The 20,560-nt window shown below is 64.2% G+C and carries 20 protein-coding genes; 9 read left to right on the forward strand and 11 right to left on the reverse strand.

Annotated features, from left to right (window positions below):
- Window positions 1-8: 8 nt before the first annotated feature.
- From ESZ60_RS15200 to ESZ60_RS15245, 11 genes are all read right to left on the reverse strand, one after another.
- A complete protein-coding gene (locus ESZ60_RS15200) occupies window positions 9-560 on the reverse strand; it encodes an NTP transferase domain-containing protein (protein ID WP_167620178.1) in 552 nt (183 codons plus the stop codon).
- Window positions 557-1,501, reverse strand: a complete 945-nt coding sequence (locus ESZ60_RS15205) for an XdhC family protein (RefSeq protein ID WP_134681584.1) — start codon at window positions 1,499-1,501, stop codon at window positions 557-559. Before ESZ60_RS15205 ends, ESZ60_RS15200 begins: the two co-directional genes overlap by 4 nt.
- 92 nt (window positions 1,502-1,593) lie before the next feature.
- Complete coding sequence (locus ESZ60_RS15210) at window positions 1,594-1,761, reverse strand: DUF1427 family protein (RefSeq protein ID WP_134681585.1); 168 nt, start codon at window positions 1,759-1,761, stop codon at window positions 1,594-1,596.
- Window positions 1,758-1,979 (reverse strand): DUF1427 family protein, encoded by a 222-nt coding sequence (locus ESZ60_RS15215; RefSeq protein ID WP_134681586.1) that lies wholly within the window; start codon window positions 1,977-1,979, stop codon window positions 1,758-1,760. The genes ESZ60_RS15210 and ESZ60_RS15215 overlap by 4 nt, the downstream gene beginning before the upstream one ends.
- A gap of 35 nt (window positions 1,980-2,014) precedes the next feature.
- Complete coding sequence (locus tag ESZ60_RS15220; protein WP_134681587.1) at window positions 2,015-3,634, reverse strand: MFS transporter; 1,620 nt, start codon at window positions 3,632-3,634, stop codon at window positions 2,015-2,017.
- A gap of 4 nt (window positions 3,635-3,638) precedes the next feature.
- Window positions 3,639-5,492 carry an amidohydrolase gene (locus ESZ60_RS15225; protein WP_134681588.1) on the reverse strand — a complete coding sequence of 618 codons (1,854 nt, stop codon included), beginning with the start codon at window positions 5,490-5,492 and terminating at the stop codon, window positions 3,639-3,641.
- Window positions 5,493-5,559: 67 nt separating this feature from the next.
- Window positions 5,560-6,261 (reverse strand): hydrolase, encoded by a 702-nt coding sequence (locus tag ESZ60_RS15230; protein ID WP_134681589.1) that lies wholly within the window; start codon window positions 6,259-6,261, stop codon window positions 5,560-5,562.
- Between the two features lie 13 nt (window positions 6,262-6,274).
- Window positions 6,275-7,099 (reverse strand): alpha/beta fold hydrolase, encoded by an 825-nt coding sequence (locus ESZ60_RS15235; RefSeq protein ID WP_134681590.1) that lies wholly within the window; start codon window positions 7,097-7,099, stop codon window positions 6,275-6,277.
- Window positions 7,096-7,218, reverse strand: a complete 123-nt coding sequence (locus ESZ60_RS21685) for a hypothetical protein (RefSeq protein ID WP_280634003.1) — start codon at window positions 7,216-7,218, stop codon at window positions 7,096-7,098. The genes ESZ60_RS15235 and ESZ60_RS21685 overlap by 4 nt, the downstream gene beginning before the upstream one ends.
- 80 nt (window positions 7,219-7,298) lie before the next feature.
- Entirely contained in the window at window positions 7,299-8,327 is a 1,029-nt protein-coding gene (locus ESZ60_RS15240; protein WP_134681591.1) for a LacI family DNA-binding transcriptional regulator, read from the reverse strand.
- Window positions 8,324-10,777: a glycoside hydrolase family 2 protein gene (locus ESZ60_RS15245; protein ID WP_134681592.1), complete on the reverse strand. Its 2,454-nt coding sequence runs from the start codon at window positions 10,775-10,777 to the stop codon at window positions 8,324-8,326. Before ESZ60_RS15245 ends, ESZ60_RS15240 begins: the two co-directional genes overlap by 4 nt.
- A 209-nt stretch (window positions 10,778-10,986) precedes the next feature.
- On the opposite strand from ESZ60_RS15245, the gene ESZ60_RS15250 reads away from it, so the two are divergent.
- The 9 genes from ESZ60_RS15250 to ESZ60_RS15290 are packed head-to-tail and all read left to right on the forward strand — an operon-like array spanning window position 10,987 to window position 20,371.
- The gene (locus ESZ60_RS15250; protein WP_134681593.1) at window positions 10,987-12,213 is read left to right on the forward strand and encodes an ABC transporter substrate-binding protein; all 1,227 of its coding nucleotides are present in this window, start codon (window positions 10,987-10,989) and stop codon (window positions 12,211-12,213) included.
- A gap of 51 nt (window positions 12,214-12,264) precedes the next feature.
- Window positions 12,265-13,167, forward strand: coding sequence for a carbohydrate ABC transporter permease (locus tag ESZ60_RS15255; protein WP_134681594.1), 903 nt, complete (start codon window positions 12,265-12,267; stop codon window positions 13,165-13,167).
- The gene (locus tag ESZ60_RS15260) at window positions 13,160-14,056 is read left to right on the forward strand and encodes a carbohydrate ABC transporter permease (protein ID WP_209021319.1); all 897 of its coding nucleotides are present in this window, start codon (window positions 13,160-13,162) and stop codon (window positions 14,054-14,056) included. The genes ESZ60_RS15255 and ESZ60_RS15260 overlap by 8 nt, the downstream gene beginning before the upstream one ends.
- A gap of 3 nt (window positions 14,057-14,059) precedes the next feature.
- Window positions 14,060-15,142 carry an ABC transporter ATP-binding protein gene (locus ESZ60_RS15265; protein ID WP_245155717.1) on the forward strand — a complete coding sequence of 361 codons (1,083 nt, stop codon included), beginning with the start codon at window positions 14,060-14,062 and terminating at the stop codon, window positions 15,140-15,142.
- A 17-nt stretch (window positions 15,143-15,159) separates the two neighbouring features.
- Complete coding sequence (locus ESZ60_RS15270; protein WP_134681596.1) at window positions 15,160-15,912, forward strand: sugar phosphate isomerase/epimerase family protein; 753 nt, start codon at window positions 15,160-15,162, stop codon at window positions 15,910-15,912.
- Between the two features lies 1 nt (window position 15,913).
- Entirely contained in the window at window positions 15,914-17,125 is a 1,212-nt protein-coding gene (locus ESZ60_RS15275) for a Gfo/Idh/MocA family protein (protein WP_134681597.1), read from the forward strand.
- 49 nt (window positions 17,126-17,174) lie between these two features.
- Window positions 17,175-17,633: a (2Fe-2S)-binding protein gene (locus ESZ60_RS15280; RefSeq protein ID WP_134681598.1), complete on the forward strand. Its 459-nt coding sequence runs from the start codon at window positions 17,175-17,177 to the stop codon at window positions 17,631-17,633.
- Window positions 17,634-17,636: 3 nt separating this feature from the next.
- Entirely contained in the window at window positions 17,637-19,778 is a 2,142-nt protein-coding gene (locus ESZ60_RS15285) for a xanthine dehydrogenase family protein molybdopterin-binding subunit (protein WP_134681599.1), read from the forward strand.
- Window positions 19,775-20,371: an Isoquinoline 1-oxidoreductase subunit gene (locus ESZ60_RS15290; protein ID WP_134681600.1), complete on the forward strand. Its 597-nt coding sequence runs from the start codon at window positions 19,775-19,777 to the stop codon at window positions 20,369-20,371. The genes ESZ60_RS15285 and ESZ60_RS15290 overlap by 4 nt, the downstream gene beginning before the upstream one ends.
- Window positions 20,372-20,560 lie beyond the last annotated feature (189 nt).

Consider the following 20,560-nt stretch of genomic DNA (forward strand, 5'->3'; position numbering starts at 1 on the left):
GTTAAGGCTCACGCCAGATCCGTCGCTTCGTCGACATCGCGCAAATGCGCATCCGGCAGGTGCACTTGCCGCGACGGCGGGATATGACGCAGGACTGCACCCGCGCCGCGATCTCCGGTCGCGGCCGTCAGATCGTCGAACAGGCGGGCTGGAAAGACGGCGGGCGGCATTGGGATACCGGCCCTGCTTGCGCAAGCAGCTTCGGCAGTTGCCAAGGCCAGCAGGGCGCGCAGATCGTCACGGGTGATCCAGGGCATGTCCCCCAGCCCCACCAGAATGCGCTCGGCCCCGCGCTTTCCAAGCAGGTCCACCCCGGCCCTAAGACTGGCGCTTTGTTCCTGACCGGGTGCGATCCGATGGGGCTCGAAACCCATCCGATGGACAAGATCCGCGACGGTCCGGGATGAGACGACCACCAGGCGTTCCCGCGCCTCGGGCAAGGCAAAGGCGGTCAGGACATGCGCCAGCATGGGTCGCCCCGCGATCCGGGCCATCAACTTGTCCGAGGGACCGAACCGGCGCGACCCGCCGGCGGCCAGGATCAGGACGCCAAGGCTCACGCCGCGCCGCTCTGCTGCCTGGCCCTGTCCAGAACATGGGCCAAGACCGAGACGGCAAGCGTCCTTGGGTCTCGCGCCGATGGGATGAGCCCAAAGGGCGAGGCGAGGCGGGCGATCTGTTGGGCGGGCACACCAAGGGCGGCCAATGCCTTGCAGCGCGCCTGATGGGCCCGCAGGCTGCCCTGCGCGCCAATATAAAAGGCGGGCCCGGCAAGGGCGGGACCCAGCAACTCGGCCTCGCGGTCATGGTCGTGAAAGAACATCGCGATCGCGGTGCGGGGATCGATCCTGACCCCCTCGGGCCAGCCTGGGGTCATCTCGCCGAACCCAGCCTCATCAAGCGTTTGCCGGTCGGGCGCATGCAGTTCGACCGGATAGCCCGCCTGCCGGGCGAGGCTGGCAAAACAGGCCGCCTCGGGCCCCTTGCCCAGAACGAGAAAGCGGATCTGCGGCAGGATCCACAAGGCCAGGCCCCGCGCCGCCTGCGCCACCAGGCGGTGGTCTTCTGCAATGACGATCCTCGCGCCTTGCCGCGCGGCGAGCCTTTCCGCCGCAGCCGCCAGCAAGCCGCGCGGAGGGTGGGGAATGATCGTGATCTCGAGCGCCCCGCCGCAGGGAAGCGTGATGTCGAGAAAGGGGGAACCCTCTCCGTAGCGCAGCAGCATGGGCTGACGATTGCTCATGGCTTGCCTCGCGCGCAGGATCACATCCTGCTCGAGGCAGCCCGAAGACAGGCTGCCCCGATGCCGGCCCCCGGCCTCGATCAGCATCATCGCGCCGAGCGGGCGATAGGAGGCTCCGGTGACGCCGGTAATCGCGGCGAGCGCAAATCCTCCCTCGGCAGGAAGGTCATGCAGGGGGAATTCGGTCTCGCAGATCTCGGCATGGCGCAGCATCGCGCTTGCTCGGGTCTGGGGGGAAACCGGGCGCGCCTCGTTCATTCGGATACCCTTCGTCGTCGTGGGCCGGAACGGGATCCGGCACTGCCATCATGGCAGGTTCGCCGCCAAGGTCCAGCCCGGTTGGCGGGCCGTCAGACCCGCCCTTCCAGCAGCAAATCGGCCGCGATGAAACCCAGGGTCATCGCGACCACCAGCAAGGCGCCGGTGATCCTGGGCGGGGCGGGCAAGGGCAGGTCGAACCAGCGACAGGTCGAGCCGATCAGCCCGCCAAGGGCGAGTCCCGCAAGCGCCGCAGTCATGATCGGTCTTCGCGCGGCTGCCCGGTGGGACCACCGCAGAGCAGGCGGGTGGTCGCAGCGCGAGATGCCGCAAACCGGTCGGTCAGCACATAACCCAGCGTCATCGCCAGAACCAGCGCCGCCCCGATCAATGCGGGCGGGGCGGGCAGGGGGATTCCCGCGAAACGACAGCCGACGCCAATCGCGAAGGCCAGCAGAAGGCCAAGTATTGTTTTCATCCCGAACTCCTTTCTGATGCGATGGCAAACGCCCCTCAGCGTGACGGCGCGATCAAATGCCGGATCTGCGGCGGAGACGCGCCCCGGTGAAAGGCGCGGGCGCGGGAATGCAGGGCCAGGTCATGGCCGGTCGCCCGCGCATGTTGGCGCAGATGTTCCGCCCAATTGGGCAGCAGGAACCATTCGACCCAGAGCCGCGGATCAGAGACATCCTGAAAGATCCCCCAATCATGCGCCCCGTCGCGACGCCGCTCGCCCGAAAGCTCGGCCATGGCGGCAAGGAAGGGCAGGTGGTCCGCGGGCTCGATCTCGTAGCTGATCGTCACCATGACGGGGCCGCGATCGAATTCCGGGACGGAATCGGTGGCGATGGTCGGCTCTGCCCATGCCAGCGCCGGCCCTAGATCACGCCCATCCCCCTGGCCCAGCCGGGCATGGCGCGTCAGGATCATGGCGAGAATTGCCCCCAGGGCCGCGGCCAGCAGCGCCGTGCGGAGCGAGGAACGCGCGGCGACCTGGCCCCAGCAGGCCGCGCCGACTGCCATGCTGCCATAAAAGACCATGAGCGAGATCGCGAGCCCGCGTGCCCGGACCCAATTCGGCAGCGCGGTTTGCGCCGAAAGGTTCAGGCTGGTCAGGACGGCAATCCAGCCCAGCCCCGCCAGAAAGCTTGCGGCAATCCCCCCAGCGGCGGATTGGCCAAACCCCAGCATCAGCATGGCCAGCGCCAGCGCCACGGTTCCCGCCTCGGTCAGCCGGTTCGGTCCGACGATCCGGCGCAGCCGCGGCAGGGTGAGCGCGCCGCTCACCGCGCCGCATCCTACGGCCCCCATGAGCAGGCCAAAGAACGACGCCCCCGCCCCCGGCAGCTCCCGCGCGACCAGCGGCAGCAAGGCCCAGAACGCGCTGGCAAAGGTGAAAAAGGCCAGCGAGCGCAACATGGTCGCCTTGAGCGGCGCGTTATGGGCGGCATGGCGCAACCCCGTCAGCATCGCGCCGATGATCGGCTCGGGCGGCAAGACCGGGGGGGCGACCGGGGCGGGTCTCCAGAGCAAGAGCGCGCCAAGAATGACGAGGATGCTCACGGCATTGGCGAAAAAGGGCGCGGTCAGGCCGACCGAGGTGATCAGGATACCCGCCAGCGCCGGCCCGATCGCGCGGGCAATGTTGATGCCCAGCGAATTCAGTGCGATCGCCGGTTGCAGCGCCTCGCGCGGGACAAGGTTAGGCACGACCGCCTGCCATGCCGGTGCGACAAAGGCGGCCCCGATGCCCAGAAGAAAGGTGAAAAACAGCAGCAAAGCCGGTGTCATCTGCCCGCTCGCCGTCAGGGCGGCCAGCGCAAAGACCGCGACGGCCAGCAGCGCATTGACGGTAATCAGATATCGCCGCCGGTCCACCCGGTCCGCCAGCGCCCCGGCAAGCAAGGCGAACAGAAATACCGGCCCGGTCGTCGCCGTCTGCACCAGCGAGACGATCGCGGGCGAGGGGGCCAGCTCTGTCATCAGCCAGCTTGCCCCGACATCATGCATCCAGGTTCCAATATTCGAGACCAGCGTGGCGGTCCAAAGCAGGGCGAATGCGGAATGTCGAAACGGACTCCAGGCCGAGGCCGAGGGCAGTGTCGAATCTGCGGGGCGGTCGGAAGCGCTCATGGATTCACGCAAAGCAGGAACATCCCAGCGCGCCCCAGAAGGCCGAGATCTGGCTTGTGGGAATGGGGTTTGTCCAGGCGATGGCATGGGCGTGGCCGTGCAGGCCGCATGCCTGCCCGCAGCCCTCATGGCAGGACCGCGCATGGGCCTCTGCCGGGACCGGGCCGGGACGCAGGCCGGGGCTGGGCAGATGACCGACCGGGCTCCAATCCGGACTGGCGGGGGGCAGCGGCGGGTCGAGATGCGAGAATTCCTGCGTCGCATGGACGATGCGGCCCCCGACCATCGTCAGGACCGACGAAATCCTGCGGATCTCTTCCTCTGGGACGCGCATGTAATCTGCCGACAGGACGGCGAGATCGGCGAATTGGCCGGGGGCGATCCGGCCCTTGCGGCCGGCCTCTCCCGAGAACCAGGCCGATCCCTCGGTCCAGAGCCGCAATGCGGTCTCGCGGTCGAGGATGTTGGTGGCATCGGCCAGTTGCATCCCGCCCAGGGTCTTTCCGGTCACCAGCCAGTGCAGTGCGACCCAAGGGTCATAAGAGGCGACCCGGGTCGCATCGCTGCCACCTCCCACGGGCACACCCTCAGCAAGCATCCGCGCGACCGGAGGCGTCGCAGCAGCCGCTTGGGCACCATAGCGCGCCACGAAATATTCGCCCTGGAACGCCATGCGGTGCTGGATCGCGATGCCGCCGCCAAGCGCGCGGATGCGCTCGATGTTTCTTGGCGTCACCGTCTCGGCATGGTCGATGATGAAGGGGGCACGGAAGGGGCTATGCCCGTTCACGCGCTCGAACACGGTCAGAAACCGGTCGATCGTCTCGTCATAGGTGGCATGGATGCGGAAGGGCCAGGCATTCTCGGCCAAAAGCGTCACGATGCGCTCAAGCTCGGCCTCCATGACCGGGGCGGGCTCGGGTCGGGGTTCGAGAAAATTCTCGAAATCTGCCGCGGACCATGTCAGGTTCTCGCCCGCGCCATTCATGCGCAGCATCTCGGACCCGGCTCCGGGCTCAGTCAGCGCCAGCCAGCGCTCGTAATCCGAAAGCTCGCTGCCGGGCTTTTGCGCGAAAAGGTTATAGGCGACGCGGACGGTCATGCTGCCTGCCGCGTCAAGCTGGCGGATGACCTCGTAATCATCGGGATAGTTCTGCCCGCCGCCACCCGCATCGATGACGCTCGTGATGCCAAGCCGGTTCAATTCCCGCATGAAGTGGCGGGTCGAATTGACCTGATCCTCGAAGGGCAGTTTCGGCCCCTGCGCCAGCGTCGAATAAAGGATCAGCGCCGAAGGTTTGGCGAGCAGCATTCCCGTCGGATGGCCCGCCGCGTCTCGCTCGATCACGCCGCCGGGCGGATTGGGCGTGTCGCGTCCGATGCCCAGCACGCGCAGCGCGGCACGGTTCAGCAGCGCGCGGGCGTAAAGATGCAGGATGAAGACCGGCGTATCCGGTGCGGCGGCGTTGATTTCGTCAAGCGTCGGCATACGGCGCTCGGCGAATTGGAACTCGGACCAGCCTCCGATGACACGCAGCCATTGCGGGGCAGGAGTGCGTCGGGCCTGGTCCCGCAAGAGGGTCAGCGCCTCCGAAAGCGAGGCGATGTTTTCCCAGCGCAGTTCCATATTATAGCTGAGCCCGCCGCGGATCAGATGGGTATGGCTGTCATTCAACCCCGGAATGACGCGCCGCCCGCCCAGATCCAGCACATGCGTCGCGTCTGTGGCGTAGCGCATCATCTCGCCCGTGCTGCCGGTGGCAAGGATCTTGCCCCCGGCGATGGCGACGGCCTCGGTTTCGGAATGTTCGGGGTCAAGCGTCGTGACGCGCCCTCCGGTCAGGATCAGATCGGCCATGGGTCCACTCTTTGCAAAGGTGACGCTGGCCGCGCCGGAAAGGGGAGGACGGCGCGGCCAGCTGCGGTCATTCGGCGGCTTGGGGGGAGGGTGCCGCCGGGACCGGGGCCAGGCGCGGCCCGTGGGGGACGCGCTCGGGCGCCTTGTGGACCATGGTATAGGCGTAATCGACGCCCATGCCGTAGGCCCCGGAATGTTCCTTCACCAGCGCCATGACCGCGTCATAGGTCTCGCGGCGCGCCCAGTCCCGCTGCCATTCCAGCAGCACCTGCTGCCAGGTCATCGGCACCACCCCGGCCTGGACCATGCGCTGCATCGACCAGTCATGCGCCTCGCGCGAGGTGCCGCCCGAGGCATCGGCGACCATATAGATTTCGTAATCACCCTCGAGCATGGCCGAGAGGGCGAAACTGTTGTTGCAGACCTCGGTCCAAAGGCCCGAAACGATGACTTTTTTCCGGGCATTCGCAGCGAGGGCGTCGCGCACCTTCTGGTCGTCCCATGAATTCATCGAACTGCGTTCGAGCAGGGGCTGATCTGGAAAGACGGCCAGAAGCTCGGGATAGGTATGGCCAGAAAAGGCCTCGGTTTCGACCGTGGTGATCGTTGTGGGAATGTCGAAGATCCGCGCCGCCTTGGCCAGCGCGACGGTATTGTTCTTGAGCACCTGACGGTCGATGGACTGCACGCCGAAGGCCATCTGGGGCTGGTGGTCGATGAAGATGATCTGAGAATTCTCGGGGGTCAGCAGTTCCAGTTTGGGGGACATGGCTCTCTCCGTCTCAAAGGCTGGCGATAAAGGCCAGCACGTCATGGTTGAACTGTTCGGGCTGGGTTTCCGGCAGGCCATGCGCGCCGCCGGGATAGATCTTGAGCGTGCCCTTGGCGGTGAGCTTCACCGCCTTTTCCGCCGCCGCGCCGATCGGCACGATCTGATCGTCGTCGCCATGGATGAACAGGACCGGCACGTCGATCCGTTTCAGATCCTCGGTATAATCGACCTCCGAGAATTCATGGATGCAGTCGTAGAGGCCCTTGATTCCGCCGGCCATGCCCTGCAGCCAGAAGTTATCCTGAAGGCCCTTGCTGATATTGGCGGCGTCGCGATTGAAGCTGTAGAAAGGGCCGGACAGATCCTGAAAGAATTGCGAGCGGTTGGTGGCCACGCCCGCCCGGATGCTGTCGAACACGTCGATGGGCAGACCTTCTGGATTGGCTTCGGTTCTGGCCATCAGGGGTGGCACGGCCCCGACAAGCACTGCTGCAGAGACCCGCGAACTGCCATGCCGGCCAAGGTAATGCGCCACTTCGCCGCCGCCGGTGGAATGGCCGATCAGAATCGCGTCCTGAAGATCCAGCGTTTCGATAAGCTCGGCGAGATCGTCGGCATAGCGGACCATGTTATTGCCATCCCAGACCTGTTGCGAGCGGCCGTGGCTCCTGCGGTCATGCGCGATGACACGATAGCCCTGAGCACCGAAAAACAGCATCTGGGTTTCCCACGCATCGGCCGAAAGCGGCCAGCCATGCGAAAAGACGATGGGCCGTCCGGTGCCGAAATCCTTGTAAAAGATCTCGGCCCCGTCCGAGGCGGTCAGATAGCTCATGTCGGAACTCCGTTCACGGGATGCAGCGAAGGCGCAGCCCCTTGCGGTGCCTTGGCCTTGCCGTCGCGGCAGTCAGCAGGCGTCGCGGCCCTGACTTGGGCGATGATGGCGATCGGCATCGGAAGGCTCCTTGGCTGGCCTTCCCAACTCTATGCCCTGTTCGCCTGCCCGATCTTGTAAGCTCGTACCGGCCGTTTCATCATCGTCCGCCGCTGGCGGTAATCAGGGTGGTGCGGGCCAGCTTCTGGCAATCGCGCGGGTCCGCCCCGCCGATCCGGGCCAGCAAAAGCTCGGCCAGCGCCACGCCCGTCGCATTATGTGAGAAATGCGAGGCATGGACGCGACTTGCGATATAGCGGTCGATCCGCGTGCCCGCGCGCAGGGCAAATCCGATCCGCTCGGCCTCGGATCCGAGGCGGTCCCGCACGCCCGCCCTTGCGCCCAGAAACGTCACTTCGTTCGAGCAGAGAAACCCGTCCACCCCGGCGTCCAGAAACGGCCCGACAGCGCCCCGGGCAATATCGGCGGCCAGCCGGGAATGGTGACGCAGGCTGGGGACAGGTTCGAGCCCATGCTCACGCAGGGCACGTTCATAACCGCGCACCCGCTGCCGCACAAAGGTGTAGCGCGTGTCGCCGTCGATCATGGCGATCCGGCGGCAGCCATCGCGCAAGAGCGCATCCGTGCTTTGCCAGGCGGCGAATTCATTGTCGATGTCGAACCAGGCATGTTCGGTGAACAGCTCGGTCCGGCCAAAGGTGACAAAGGGGAAATCCGCCTCGAGCAGATAGCGCACACGGGCGTCCTGCATCTCGATCAGATCAAAGACCAGCCCGTCGGCCAGCCGACCGCGCACGACCTCGCCGACACGGGCGATGGCTGTCCCATCACGTGCCGCCGGTTCGGCGCGGACGGCATAATCGCTGCCGGCGAAACAGGTGTGGAAGCCGTTCAGCAGGCCGACGGCACCGGAATCTCCGATTTCCTCCTCATCGGCGAAATCCAGAAGCGCCATGGCGATGAGGGTCTTGCCCATGCGCAGCTTGGCACCTTCGAGGTTGCGCACATAGCCCAGTCGGGCCGCCGTGTCGCGCACCAGCGCCACGGTGTCCGGACCGACCTTGTGACCATCCTTGAGCGCGCGTGCGACAGTCGTGACCGACACGCCAAGCTCGGCGGCGATCGTCTTCAACGTCACGGGTGGGGCGCTTGGGCCGGGTCGGTTCATGAATATCCTCGCAGGGCGCGCGCCTTGGGGGCGCTCACTGGCAGGCGCGCGGGCCTCTGACGCAGCGCCTGTAGGGTCCGGGGGTGATCGGGAAGCAGGGTGAAGCAATTATCGTCCCATATCGTATCTCCGCCGAGATCCCAAGTCACACAAAGCGCCGGCCGGTCGGTGGCGAGGGTCACCTGCGCCACGCCCTCGGACGACAATCCGATCCGCGCCGAGATTTCAGGCTGGCCCAGATCGTATTCCTTGGGCCGCCGTGGCAGAAACTCGTTCTGGCCGCAATGCGTCCCGCGACGATCGGACCAGTGAAACAACAGGAACGCATCAGTCGCGACAGCCGAGGCCGGCAGACGGGCGATCTCGGTCGCGCGCTCCGGCGGGCAAACCGCCTGCCACGCGCCCAGTTCGGCGATCTCACCCGTCAGGCGGACCGATTGCAGGCCCACAGCAAGCGCGACAGGTGCGGGGGTGTCGTTGAGGGCGAAGAGCGTGATCTGATCCGCAGGGCCAGGTTGGGCCACCACCGTCACCGGGGCGAAGAAACGGCGCGCCATGTAATGCAGCGCCTTCCATCCGCCGCCATATTCAAGGCTCGACCAGCTTGCGACCGGCCAGGTGTCGTTCAACTGCCAGTAAAGCGTTCCCATGCAGCGCGGCTTGGCGGCCCGCCAGCATTCGACGGCGGTCTTTATCGCCATTCCCTGCGAGATCTGGCTCAGCCAGACCATGTCGTCGAACGTGTCGGGAAAGGCGAAATAGCGCGCCAATGTCTCGGCGATGCGGCTGTTTCCGCCGGCATTGCGCTGATGGATCTCCATGATCGGCGAGGAGAGATTGCGATCGCGCGGCTCGGTGAAACTTTCGATCACGCGCGGCGAGGGAAAGGACTGGAACCCGAATTCCGAGCAGAAGCGCGGTTTGACACTGCGGTAATGCTCAAAATCCTTGGCCGAATGCCAGACATCCCAGAAATGCATGTCCCCCGCGCTATCGTCATGCCAGCCATCGGCAAAATTCAGCGGACCCGCCGAGGGCGACGAAGGCCACCACGGTATCCCCGGGGCCTCGTCCCGAACGACCTGTTCCAGCGTATGGTTCAGACGGTCGTAAAGCGCGACATAGCGGTCCCGGTCGGCCTTGCTTTCGGGAAACCAGCCGATTGCGCCCAGACTTTCATTGTCCCCGCACCAGAGCGCCAGGCAGGGATGGGCCGAGAGGCGGCGAACCTGCTGACGCGCCTCGCGCCGGACCGAGTCGAGCCAATCCGCATCCATCGCGGGATAGAGGTTGCAGGAGAACATGAAGTCCTGCCAGACCAGCAACCCGCGTTCCGAACACATGCGATAAAAGAAATCCGGCTCGTAGCAGCCTCCGCCCCAGACGCGGAGCATGTTCATATTGGCCAGCACGGCGCTGTCCAGCAGATCCGCGACGGTCTCGGGTGTCGCGCGGGCGGGCAGGGCATCCGCCGGGATCCAGTTCGCGCCGCGCATGAAGATGTCGCGCCCATTGATCCGCAAGGCAAAGCGGCTGCCGATCTCGTCGGGCTCGGTCACAAGCTCGACCTCGCGCAGGCCGATGCGCAGGTCTCGGGTCTGATCGCCGATGCGCAGCGACAAGTCATAGAGTTCGGCCGGGCCATGACCATTCGGCCACCACAGCCGCGGGTTTTCGATGAGCAAGGAAATTCTGCTGCGGTTGGCGCCGGGCCAGAGCCCGAACCGCCGGGTCGCGGCGTGATCCTCGACGCGCAAGACCGCCTCGGTCTCTACGGGTTTGAAAACGGTGGTCAGAAGGTCGAGTTCCAGCAGCACGCGGCCCTCGTGATGGATCTGCCGCACCAGGACGTCATCAAGCCGGAAAGCCTCGCTGCGCCTGAGACAGACCCCGCCATGGATGCCAAGCGGGCTAAGGGCGATATTCCAGTCCCAGCCTGCATCGCATTGCGGCTTTCGCAGGAAATTGTAATGCGGCAGGCGGTTGTTCCAATGGATATGCGGCACGGCGAAGGGCGCGGCCGCAGCCTTGTCGCGCGCGATCGCCGAGTTCGACAGAAAGCGGATCGACAAATGATTGCTGCCGATCCGCAGCCATTCCGTCACGTCGATATCATGGCGCAGAAACCGATTGGCCGGATGGGCGATTTCGGTCCCGTTCAGTGTCACCACGGCATGGCAATCGATGCCGTCCAATGTGAGCGTCCAGCGGCCCGAGGCCGCCGCCAGATCGAAGTGGCGCTCGGCCAGCCACTCGCTTTCATGGATCCAGTCGAGACTGGCTTCGCGGTCACGCCAATAAGGGTCAGCGATGACGCCCTGCGCCAGCAAGGCCGAATGGATGTCGTTGGGGAAATCCACCAACAGGACGCGACCGTCGCCCGGTCGCGTCACAGTCCAGCCCTTGTTCAGGCTGATCTCGGGGGCAGGGCGCACTGGATGCATCTGCATGGCGATTGATCCGGGTTGCAGCAGGTGTAACGATATCCCTTCAATACGCTGTGTATAGGACCATGCTCGCTCCCGTCAATCATCAGTCTGGAATAGTCATGATTGCTTACGTAATTTTCGTGCAGAAAGATTTTCTTGGCGCAGGGCTTTGCCGGGGTTATCGTTAAACCTGCAACTGATTCTGACGAAGCGGTGCAAGGGGGGAACACATGAAGGCAAGCTTTCTGATCGGCGCGACGGTGACCTGCTTGGCGGGCGGCGTGCAGGCGACCGAGATCGAGGTCACCCATTGGTGGACATCCGGCGGCGAGGCCGCCGCGGTGGCCGAATTCGCCAAGGCCTTCGACGCCAGCGGCAATAAATGGGTCGATGGCGCCATTGCCGGATCGGGCGGCGTCGCGCGGCCCGTGATGATCAGCCGCATCACGGGCCGCGATCCGATGGGCGCGACCCAGTTCAATCACGGCCAGCAGGCGCAGGAACTGGTCGAGGCCGGCCTGATGCGTTCGCTGGAAGAGGTGGCGCAGGCGGATGGCTGGCGCGACGTCGTTCACCCGGCCTCGATCCTGAAAAGCTGCGAGATCGACGGGCAGATCTATTGCGTGCCGGTCAATATCCATTCCCAACTCTGGCTTTGGCTGTCGAACGCGGCTTTTGAAAAGGCGGGACTTCCGGTGCCAAAGGACTGGAACGAACTTGTCGCCGCTGCGCCCAAGCTGCGCGAGGCGGGCATCCAGCCGCTCGTCATCGGTCAGCAGCCCTGGCAGGCGGGGTTGGTGCTGCAAAACCTGATCGCGGCGGTCGCAGGCCCCGAAATCTATGGCAAGGTCCTGTCCGAAAAGAACCTGGAGGCAGTGGACGGCCCAGAGATGGCCAAGGTGTTCGAGGCGTTGCAGACTGCGCGCGAGCTTTCCACCGGCTCAAATGTGCAGGAATGGAACCAGGCGACGGCCATGATCATCAATGGCACCGCAGGGGGCCAGATCATGGGCGATTGGGCGCAGGGCGAATTCGCCATCGCCGAGCAGGTCGCGGGCAAGGACTATACCTGCCTGCCCGCGCTGGGTATGGGAGAGATCGTTTCGACCGGCGGCGACGCCTTTTATTTCCCCAAGGTCGATGATCCCGCGATCACCAAGGCGCAAGAGGATCTGGCCCGCGTGATGATCTCGCCCGAGGCACAGGTGGCCTTCAACCTCAAGAAAGGCTCAATGCCGGTGCGGGGCGACGTCAATCTTGACGCCGCGAATGACTGCATGAGGAAAGGTCTGGACGTCCTTGCGAACGGCGCCATCGTCGAGGCACAGGATCAGGCGCTCTCGGCCGATGCCAGCACGCAGTTCAACGACCTGATGATCCAGTTCTTCAACCAGCCCGACATGACGACCGAAGATGCCAAGGCGGGACTGAAGGACATCCTCGAATTCGACAGCTGATCTGATCGGGCGGGCGGCGCATCGCCGCCTGCCACATTCGGGAAGATTTCAATGGCCAAGTCACGCGCGTCCGGGCGGCCTTTCCGGCTGTTTCGCAACATCAATGCCAAGCTCGCCGCCATTCCGATGATCCTGACCGCGATGGTCGTCTTCGTCGGCTTCTCGGCCTGGACGATCACCTATTCCTTTACCCGCTCGCGCCTGTTGCCGAAACTCGACTTCGTCGGCCTTGGCCAATATGAAAGGCTCTGGGCCAGCGACAAATGGCTGATCTCGATCCAGAATCTGGTGATCTTCGGGATCTGCATGCTGGTCCTGTCCTTCGTGATCGGATTCCTTCTGGCCTGCCTGTTGGACCAGAAGATCCGGTTCGAGGGCGTGTTCCGGACCATCCTGCTCTATCCGTTCGCCTTGAGCTTTGTGGTGACCGGCCTGGTCTGGCAATGGATCCTCAACCCCGATTTCGGCATCCAGTCAATCATCCGGGGGATGGGGTGGCAAAGTTTCACTTTCGACCCGCTGAACGATGGCCGGATCGTGATTTTTGGCGTCGTGATCGCGGCCCTCTGGCAGGGTACGGGCTTTGTCATGGTCCTGATGCTCGCAGGCCTGCGTGGCATCGATGACGAGATCTGGAAGGCCAGCCGGGTCGATGGCGTCCCGGCATGGAAAACCTATCTCTTCGTCGTCGTCCCGATGCTGCGGCCGGTTTTTGTCACCACCTTGGTCATCGTCACGGCGGGGATCGTCAAGGTCTATGACCTCGTCGTGGCCCAGACCGGAGGGGGCCCCGGCATCGCCTCTGAAGTGCCCGCGAAGTATGTCTATGACCAGATGTTCCTCAACCAGAATCTCGGGCAGGGCTTCGCCGCCTCGACCATGATGCTTCTGACGGTCGCGATCATCATCATTCCATGGGCCTATCTCGAATTCGGAGGGCGCAGACGTGGCTGACATCACCTTTGAAGGCCCGTATGGCCGTCGACCCCGCAGCCGGATCTCGGCTCAGAACATCGTGATCTATTCCGTCCTGACGCTGGTCGCGATCTATTACCTGATCCCGCTTTACGTCATGGTCGTGACCTCGCTGAAGGGCCTGCCTGAAATCCGCATGGGCAACATCTTCTCCCCGCCCATCGAGGCCACGTTCGAGCCTTGGGCGCGGGCCTGGTCCTCGGCCTGCACGGGGCTGAATTGCGACGGGCTGCAAAGGGGCTTCTGGAACTCGGTCCGGATCACCGTGCCGTCAGTCGTCTTTTCGATCCTGATCGCCTCAATCAACGGCTATGCCTTGGCGAATTGGCGCTTCAAAGGCTCGGAGGTGTTCTTTGCGGTGCTGATGATCGGGGCCTTTATTCCCTATCAGGTGATGATCTATCCGATGGTCATCCTGCTGCGGGAACTCGGCATCTATGGCACGCTGACCGGTCTGGTTCTGGTCCATACCATTTTCGGTATGCCGATCCTGACGCTCCTGTTCCGGAACTACTTCACCACCCTGCCCGAGGAATTGTTCAAGGCCGCGCGCGTTGATGGGACCGGTTTCTGGGGAATCTATTTCCGCATCATGCTGCCGCTTTCGGTGCCGATGCTGGTCGTTGCGGTCATCCTGCAAGCCACGAATATCTGGAACGACTTCCTGTTCGGCGTCGTATTCACCCGCCCTGAATACTACCCGATGACGGTGCAGCTCAATAACATCGTCAACACCACGACCGGGGTGCGGGAATACAATGTCAACATGGCCGCGACGATCCTGACCGGCCTTGTTCCCCTGCTCATCTATTTCGTCTCGGGTCGCCTCTTTGTGCGCGGCATCGCGGCGGGTGCCGTAAAGGGTTAGGCCATGATGCATCAAACAGTCGCCGCTACCGAAACCTCGCTGGCGATCCGGGGGCTGCAGCTTTCCTTCGGCGCGATTCAGGTCCTCAAGGACGTGAATATGGAGATCGGGCGGGGCGAGTTCATCGTGCTGCTCGGCGGTTCCGGCTCGGGGAAGTCGACGATCCTGAACTGCATCGCTGGGCTTCTCGACATCACCGACGGACAGATCTTCATCAATGGCCGGAACGTGACTTGGGACGAGCCCAAGGATCGCGGCATCGGCATGGTGTTCCAATCCTATGCGCTTTACCCGCAGATGTCGGTGCGCGGAAACTTAGCTTTTGGGTTGAAAAACGCCCGCCTGCCCAAGGATGAAATCGCGCGGCGCATCGACCGCGCCGCCCGTATTCTGCAAATCGAGGAATATCTCGACCGCAAGCCCGGCGCGCTTTCAGGCGGCCAGCGCCAGCGCGTCGCCATCGGGCGGGCGCTGGTCCGCGATGTGGACGTGTTCCTGTTCGACGAGCCGCTCTCCAATCTGGACGCGAAGCTGCGCGCGGAACTCAGGGTCGAGATCAAGCGTCTGCACGAGAAACTCGGCAATACCATGGTCTACGTCACCCATGACCAGATCGAGGCGATGACTCTGGCCGATCGCATCGCGCTGCTGCGTCATGGCGTGATCCAGCAATTCGCCAGCCCCGACGAGATCTATCGCCGCCCGGTGAACCTTTATGTCGCGGGCTTCATCGGCTCGCCTGCGATGAATTTCCTGAAAGGCCGCATCGAAGGCGGGGATTTCCTCTTCAACGCCCATCGCATCCCGCTGGCCGGTTATGACGGCAATCCCCGCGATGGCGAGGCGATCCTCGGCATCCGCCCCGAACATACGACCTGCACCTTGGGCAATGGCGGGCTGAGCGCCGCGGTCGAGCTTCAAGAAAACATGGGCGCGGAAAGCGTCCTGCATCTTTCGCTGGAAGGTCAGCGGTTTGCGCTGCGCACCTCTGACGACACCAGACACCCGGAAGGCACGCGGCTGAGCCTGAGTTTCGACATCTCCCGCGCCTCGCTTTTCGATCCGCAATCCGAACTTCGGCTGTGAATCTCAAGGAACCAGAAATGCCACTCCTGTCCTATCAGCTTTATTCCTCGCGCAATTTCGCCGGGCTAGACGAAACCTGCGGGATGCTCGCGCGTCTCGGCTATGAGGCAGTCGAGCCTTACGGCGCGCTATTCGCCCAGCCTGACGCGCTGGTTCATGCCGTCGAAACCAACGGCCTGCGCGTCCCCAGCGCCCATATCGCGCTGGCCGATCTTGAGGCCGATCCCGACCGTTTTATCGACCTTGCCACGCGGCTTGGCATCCGGAACTATTACGCCCCCTATCTCATGCCCGACCAGCGCCCGACCGACGCGGCAGGCTGGCGCGAATTTGGCGCGCGTCTTGGCCGTGCCGGAGCGCCCTTGGCGGAGGCGGGCCTCGGTTTCGGCTGGCACAACCATGAGTTCGAATTCGTTCCGACCAAAGATGGCACGATCCCGATGCAGGAGATCTTCGACGCCGCGCCGGACCTCGAATGGGAGGCCGATATCGCCTGGATCATCCGCGGCGGCGCCGATCCGCTGGAATGGATCGCCCGCCACGGCCCCCGCATCACCGCCGCCCATGTCAAGGATATCGCGCCCAAGGGCGAGAAGGTTGATGAGGATGGCTGGGCCGATCCCGGCACTGGAACCGTGGACTGGCCCGGGCTCTATGCGGCGCTGGCCGGGACAAGCGCCGCGATTTTCGTGATGGAACATGACAATCCCTCTGATGACGAACGCTTCGCCAAGGCGGGCATGGCGCTGCATTCTGGATTGGAGAACTGACATGACCGACCTGAATATCGGCCTCATCGGGGCCGGAAACATCTCGAGGACCTATTTCGAGATGTCACCGCTCTTCGACGGTATCCGCATTGTCGCGGTGGCCGATCTGAACCCGGATGCCGCATCGCGGGCGGCGCAAGCGCATGGCGTAAGCGCGATGAGCCCCGAGGCGATGCTGGCCGATCCTGCCATAGACCTGATCGTGAACCTGACGATTCCGGATGCGCATTTCGCGGTTTCGCGCGCCGCATTGCTGGCGGGCAAACATGTCTATTCCGAGAAGCCCTTTGTCCTCTCGGTCGCGGAAGGCATGGAACTCGCGGCGATCGCCGAGGCCAGGGGATTGCGCCTCGGCTCGGCGCCGGACACTTTTCTGGGCAGCGCCCATCAGCAGGCCCGCGCCCTGGTCGATGCGGGCGAAATCGGGACGGTCCACAGCGCCACGGCCCATGTCATGTCAGCCGGGATGGAGCATTGGCACCCTAACCCCGATTTCTTCTTCCTTCCCGGAGGCGGACCGATTCTGGACCTAGGACCCTATTACATCGCAGCGCTGGTGAACCTGCTTGGTCCTGTCGCATCGGTCACGGCGCTGACCGGCATGGCCAGCGAAACCCGGCTCATCTCCTCGCAGCCCCGCGCCGGTGAACGGATCCCGGTCAGGACGCCGACAACGATCCATGCGCTCTTGCACTTCGTCTCGGGGGCGATGGTGACGCTGGGCGCATCATGGGACGTCCATGGCCACCGCCATGGCAATATGGAAATCTATGGCTCCGAAGCCAGCCTGATCCTTCCCGATCCGAATTTCTTTGGTGGCCCGATCGAGATGTCGCGCCGGGGTCAGGCCTTGGCACCCGTATCATCGTGGCAGCATCCCTTTGGCGTCGCGAATGAAGATTCGAACGGCATCGCGCGCGCGAATTATCGCGGCGCGGGCCTTGCCGACATGGTGCGCGCGATCCGGGACGGCGGAGATTTCCGCTGCGACCAGTCCCGGGCGCTTCATGTCATCGAGGTCATGACCGCGATCCTCGCCGCCGGGGCGGACCGCAAATGGATTGGCCTGAGCACGACATGCACGCGGCCCAAGGCCCTCGACCCAGCGGCGGCTGCGCAGCTGATGCGAAGCCCTGCGGATTCCGGACCTTCGCCGGTGGGCCCCGATGCGGCCCAAGCGGACCTGTCGGGGGCGAGTTTGGGCTTGACCTGAAAACTCAGGGGTCCATCATCCCCGGATCAGCCCAGCGACGAGGCCAGGCATGACCAGTTTTCGCGTGAACGGTCGCGATCATACGCTCGACATAGACCCGGACACCCCGCTTTTGTGGGCACTGCGCGACGAGCTTCGGCTAACCGGCACGAAGTTCGGCTGCGGCATCGCGCAATGCGGGGCCTGCACCGTGATGCTCGACGGGATGCCAAGGCGATCCTGCGTCACCCCGATCTCGATGGCCGAGGGCCGCGAGGTCACCACGATCGAGGGGATGGAAGGTCCCGAGATCACCGCCATTCGTGCCGCCTGGACGGCGATCGACGTGCCGCAATGCGGCTGGTGCCAGTCCGGGCAAATCATGTCGGCAACCGCCTTGCTGCAGATGGTTCCCAGCCCCTCGGACAAGGATATCGACCATGCGATGGCCGGGAATATCTGCCGATGCGCGACCTATCTGCGCATCAGGCAGGCGATTCACGACGCTGCCAAGACGCTGGAGGGTTGAGCCATGGCCATGGAAACGTCGCGCCGGGGCTTTCTTGCAGCGGGTGCAGGGCTCACGCTGGGCCTGATGCTGCCGCTGGGACGCGGCCGGGCCCAGATGACCGTGGCGGGGCCATTTGCGCCCAATGCCTTTATCCGGATCGGAACCGATGATGTGGTGACGGTCCTGGTCAAGCATCTGGAAATGGGGCAGGGGCCTTATACCGGGCTTGCGACCCTCGTGGCCGAGGAACTCGACGCCGACTGGTCGCAGATGCGTGCCGAAGGCGCTCCGGCGAATGACCAGCTTTACGCCAATCTTGCCTTTGGCGCGCAGGGCACCGGGGGGTCGACCGCGATCGCCAACAGCTACATGCAGATGCGCAAGGCTGGCGCGGCGGTTCGGACCATGCTTGTCGCGGCGGCAGCGCAGGAATGGGGCGTTCCCGCATCCGAAATCTCGGTCAAGGCGGGGATCGTGGCCCATGCCGCCTCGGGCAAGAGTTCGGGCTTTGGCGCGCTGACCCAGGCCGCCGCGGCCCAGCCCGTCCCCGAGGATCCCCCCGTTAAGGATCCCAAGGATTTCGTGCTGATCGGCAAGGACCGGCCTAAGCTCGATACGCCGGGCAAGACCGATGGCAGCGCGCAATTCGCCATGGACATCTATCGCGACGCGATGCTGACCGTGGTCGTGGCCCATCCGATGAAATTCGGTGCCAAGGTGGCCTCTTTCGACGACAAGGCGGCGCTCGCCGTTCCGGGGGTCGAGATGGTCCGCCAGATCTCATCAGGCGTCGCGGTCTATGGGCAGAACACCTATGCCGCGTTGAAGGGCCGGGACGCGCTGAGCGTGACTTGGGATGAAAGCGCCGCCGAGACCCGCAGTTCGGCCGAGCTTTTCGAGGCTTTCGTCCAGGCCGCGGCCGCCGGCGGCGTGCCCGTCGAGGAGCAGGGCGATGTCGCGACCCTGTCGGGCGCGGCCAAGGTGATCGAGGCCGAGTATCGCTTTCCCTATCTCGCCCATGCCCCGATGGAACCGCTGGACGCGGTGATCGAGCTCAAATCGGGCAAGGCCGAGCTATGGTATGGCTGCCAATTTCCCGCCTTTGACCGGCCGACCGTCGCCGGGACGCTGGGTCTGCCGGTCGAGGATGTCCGGATCAACGTGCTGCTTGCGGGAGGGTCCTTTGGACGCCGGGCGCAGGGATCGGCGCATCTGGCCGCGGAGGCGGCCGAGATCGCAAAGGCGGCCGGCCGCGACGGTGCCTTCAAGCTGGTCTGGACGCGCGAGGATGATATTCGCGGCGGCTATTACCGGCCCATGACATTGCATCGCTTTCGTGCCGGGCTGGATGATTCCGGCAAGATCATCGCCTGGGAAAATACTGTCGTGAACCAGTCGATCATGGCCGGGACGCCGATGGAGGCCATGCTGAAAGGCGGGCCGGACAATACATCCTTCGAAGGGTCCACCGGGCTGCCCTATCAGTTCGGCGCCCGCCGCATCGTCTGGGCGCGCATGGAAAGCCCGGTCTCGGTGCTGTGGTGGCGCTCGGTCGGCCATACCCACACCGCCTATGCGGTCGAGACCTTCCTCGATGAGGTGCTCGAAGCCGCCGGCAAGGACCCCGTCGCTGGACGGCTGGAACTGCTGCCCGCCGAGGCGACCCGCGAGCGTGGAGTCATCGAGAAGGTGGCCGAAATTTCCGGCTGGACTGGACCGACCCGCGACGGCAAGGGCTATGGCATCGCCTATGCGAAAAGCTTTGACACCTATGTCGCTCAGGTGGCCGAGGTCGAGGATCAGGGCGGCGCGCCGCGTGTCACCCGGGTCTGGTGCGCGGTCGATTGTGGCGTGGCTGTCAATCCCAATGTGATCCGCGCCCAGATGGAGGGGGGGATTGGCTATGGCCTTGGGACGGCCTTGCACAACCATATCACCCTCGCGCCCGGGGGGGAGGTCGAGCAGTCGAATTTCCACGACTATCCCATGCTGCGCATCTCGGAAATGCCGGCCGTCGAGGTCGCCATCATCGAAAGCGCGGCCGACCCCACGGGCGTGGGCGAGCCGGGCCTGCCGCCGCTTGCACCCGCCGTCGCCAATGCCTGGCGCGCCATCAGTGGCGAAAGCCGCCATGTCCTGCCCTTTGGCGGGGCGATGTCATGAGGCATGATCTGATCGCGGCCCTCGCCGCATCGTTGCTGATCACCCCGGCCGTCGCGCAAGAGGGCCTGTCGGGCCCCGAGGCTTTTTCCGGCATTGCGGATCGCCAACAGCGCTCGGCCGCGCTTTTTACGGAGATGGGAAAGGTTTTGACCCATCCGCGCTGCATGAACTGTCATCCGGTCACGGGCGGACCGACCCAGGGCGACGATATGCATCCCCATAACCCGCCCGTCATTCGCGGTGATGCCGATTTCGGCGCGCCGGGCATGACCTGCAACACCTGCCACGGGACGGAGAATATCGAATTGATCGGGGCGCGCGGCAGCGTTCCGGGCCACGAGCCTTGGATGCTTGCTCCGGTCAGCATGGGCTGGGTTGGCCTCGGGCTTGGGGAAATTTGCGCCCAGATCAAGGATCCCGAACGCAATGGCGGCAAAACGCTCGAGGATATTTTCGAACACAATGCCCATGACGGGTTGGTCGGCTGGGGCTGGGCCCCGGGAACCGGACGCGCGCCGGCCCCAGGCAGTCAAGAAATATTCGGCGCTTTGACCCGAGCCTGGATCGATACCGGCGCGAGCTGTCCTGAATAGAAGCAGTTTAGCCTTGGTTGCAGGGCATATTTGAGATTACATAATTGTGGTTATCGGGCCTAAGGTTATAGCCGCAATGCTAAAATGTCTCACATTGGCAATTCAGGAATGTCACAGTTTCCCGGCTGAAGCATCTGGGCCAGAGTCGGAGAACGGGCATGGGATGGGTGATGATGAGTGAACGTGACC

Origin of the sequence: Paracoccus ravus (assembly GCF_004522175.1) — a bacterium.
GTDB classification, from domain to species: domain Bacteria; phylum Pseudomonadota; class Alphaproteobacteria; order Rhodobacterales; family Rhodobacteraceae; genus Paracoccus; species Paracoccus ravus.

Coding starts and splice junctions, on each gene's coding strand:
- ESZ60_RS15225 (WP_134681588.1), bottom strand. CDS start 5,492: ATGGCCGATCTGATCCTGACCGGAGGGCGCGTCACGACGCTTGACCCC.
- ESZ60_RS15270 (WP_134681596.1), top strand. CDS start 15,160: ATGCCACTCCTGTCCTATCAGCTTTATTCCTCGCGCAATTTCGCCGGG.
- ESZ60_RS15210 (WP_134681585.1), bottom strand. CDS start 1,761: ATGACTGCGGCGCTTGCGGGACTCGCCCTTGGCGGGCTGATCGGCTCG.
- ESZ60_RS15235 (WP_134681590.1), bottom strand. CDS start 7,099: ATGAGCTATCTGACCGCCTCGGACGGGGCCGAGATCTTTTACAAGGAT.
- ESZ60_RS15205 (WP_134681584.1), bottom strand. CDS start 1,501: ATGAACGAGGCGCGCCCGGTTTCCCCCCAGACCCGAGCAAGCGCGATG.
- ESZ60_RS15280 (WP_134681598.1), top strand. CDS start 17,175: ATGACCAGTTTTCGCGTGAACGGTCGCGATCATACGCTCGACATAGAC.
- ESZ60_RS15285 (WP_134681599.1), top strand. CDS start 17,637: ATGGCCATGGAAACGTCGCGCCGGGGCTTTCTTGCAGCGGGTGCAGGG.
- ESZ60_RS15245 (WP_134681592.1), bottom strand. CDS start 10,777: ATGCAGATGCATCCAGTGCGCCCTGCCCCCGAGATCAGCCTGAACAAG.
- ESZ60_RS15265 (WP_245155717.1), top strand. CDS start 14,060: ATGATGCATCAAACAGTCGCCGCTACCGAAACCTCGCTGGCGATCCGG.
- ESZ60_RS15290 (WP_134681600.1), top strand. CDS start 19,775: ATGAGGCATGATCTGATCGCGGCCCTCGCCGCATCGTTGCTGATCACC.
- ESZ60_RS15255 (WP_134681594.1), top strand. CDS start 12,265: ATGGCCAAGTCACGCGCGTCCGGGCGGCCTTTCCGGCTGTTTCGCAAC.
- ESZ60_RS15275 (WP_134681597.1), top strand. CDS start 15,914: ATGACCGACCTGAATATCGGCCTCATCGGGGCCGGAAACATCTCGAGG.
- ESZ60_RS15215 (WP_134681586.1), bottom strand. CDS start 1,979: ATGAAAACAATACTTGGCCTTCTGCTGGCCTTCGCGATTGGCGTCGGC.
- ESZ60_RS21685 (WP_280634003.1), bottom strand. CDS start 7,218: ATGCCGATCGCCATCATCGCCCAAGTCAGGGCCGCGACGCCTGCTGAC.
- ESZ60_RS15220 (WP_134681587.1), bottom strand. CDS start 3,634: ATGAGCGCTTCCGACCGCCCCGCAGATTCGACACTGCCCTCGGCCTCG.
- ESZ60_RS15230 (WP_134681589.1), bottom strand. CDS start 6,261: ATGTCCCCCAAACTGGAACTGCTGACCCCCGAGAATTCTCAGATCATC.
- ESZ60_RS15240 (WP_134681591.1), bottom strand. CDS start 8,327: ATGAACCGACCCGGCCCAAGCGCCCCACCCGTGACGTTGAAGACGATC.
- ESZ60_RS15250 (WP_134681593.1), top strand. CDS start 10,987: ATGAAGGCAAGCTTTCTGATCGGCGCGACGGTGACCTGCTTGGCGGGC.